Genomic DNA, 1316 nt, shown 5'->3' with positions numbered 1-1316 from the left:
CGCGGCCGACCGGAGCGGTCCCCGCCGGGTGGTCCTGGTCACCGTGGCCGTGCTGGCCGCCGGCTTCGCGGCGCTCCCGCACCTCGCGACGACGGTGGCCGGTGCGCTGGCGGTCGTGGCCGGGTGGGGGAGCGCGGCCTGGGGGCTGATTCCCGCGCAGCAGCACCGCCTGATCGGCCTGGGGGCGGGACCGGCGCCGTTGCTGCTCGCCCTGAACAGCTCCGCGATCCACCTCGGGTCGGCGGCGGGCGCGCTCTTCGGCGGCGTCGTGGTCGATGCCGCCGGGGCCGGGGGGCTCTGGATGCCCGCCGTCGCCTGCTGCGGCGCGGGCCTGATCCTGCACGCTTTCGTCACGAAGGAGAACCGATCATGATCGAGTCCGTGTCCGATGTCGCGCGGCTGGGCACCATCCTGGGGATCTGGGCACATCCGGACGACGAGGCGTACCTGTCCGCCGGGCTGATGGCGATGGCGCGCGACAGCGGATCGCGGGTGGTGTGCCTCACCGCGACCCGCGGCGAGCTCGGCACGCCCGACCCGGTGGAGTGGCCGCCTCACCGGCTGGCCGTGGAGCGCACCGGCGAGCTTGGGCGCTGCCTGGAGATCCTCGGAGTCACCGAGCACCACTGGCTCGGCTACCGGGACGGGGAATGTGCGGCGGTTCCCCTGCCCGACGCGGTCGCGCGGTTGTGCGAGGTCGTCGATCAGGTACGCCCCGACACCGTGCTGACCTTCGGCCCGGACGGCATCACCGGTCACCCGGACCATCGGGCGGTCTCGGCCTGGACCGGCGAGGCGTTCGACAGGGCCGCCCCGTCCGGGGCGCGGCTGCTGCACGCCACGTTCGCGCAGCGGCGGGCGCCGCGCTGGAGCGCGCTCAACGAGAGCCTGGGCGTCTTCGCCCCGGGCTACCCGATCACGACACCCGAGCACCGGCTGGCGGTCGACCTCGTGCTGGACGCGAAGACCGCGGCCCGCAAGTTCCGTGCCCTGGCGGCGCAGGAGACGCAGACGGCCGGGCTGATCGCCGGCATGGGAGTCGAACGCTACACGGCGTGGGTCGGCGACGAGTCGTTCGTCGAGCGGGCCCGGCATCCCTGGGCCGCCGCGACGCCCTCAGCTGCTGCCACGCCCCCGGCCGCCGTCATGTGCGAGTGAGGTTCCGCTCGATCGCCTTCCGCGCCACCTCGAGAACGGCGGCCCGGCCGGGCGCACGGTCGGCGGCACGGTCGGCGGCACGGTCGGCGGCACGGTCGGCCGCACGGTCGGCCGTACCGCCGGGCACAGGGTTGGTCGCGGGTCCGGGCACATGGTGG

General features: G+C 75.2%; 1 protein-coding gene and 1 pseudogene. Both read left to right on the top strand.

Features of this window, described 5'->3' with window-relative positions; translation table 11 throughout:
• Positions 1-373, top strand: a pseudogene (locus DQW85_RS22900) (MFS transporter); the annotation flags it as partial.
• The gene (locus tag DQW85_RS22895) at positions 370-1158 is read left to right on the top strand and encodes a PIG-L deacetylase family protein (RefSeq protein ID WP_113702191.1); all 789 of its coding nucleotides are present in this window, start codon (positions 370-372) and stop codon (positions 1156-1158) included. The pseudogene DQW85_RS22900 and the gene DQW85_RS22895, both read left to right, overlap by 4 nt.
• The last annotated feature ends 158 nt before the right edge of the window (positions 1159-1316 follow it).

The organism is Nonomuraea lactucae, assembly GCF_003313395.1.
Lineage (GTDB): Bacteria > Actinomycetota > Actinomycetes > Streptosporangiales > Streptosporangiaceae > Nonomuraea > Nonomuraea lactucae.
This window is presented reverse-complemented; position numbering and strand designations above follow the sequence as displayed.

Coding starts and splice junctions, on each gene's coding strand:
- DQW85_RS22895 (WP_113702191.1), top strand. CDS start 370: ATGATCGAGTCCGTGTCCGATGTCGCGCGGCTGGGCACCATCCTGGGG.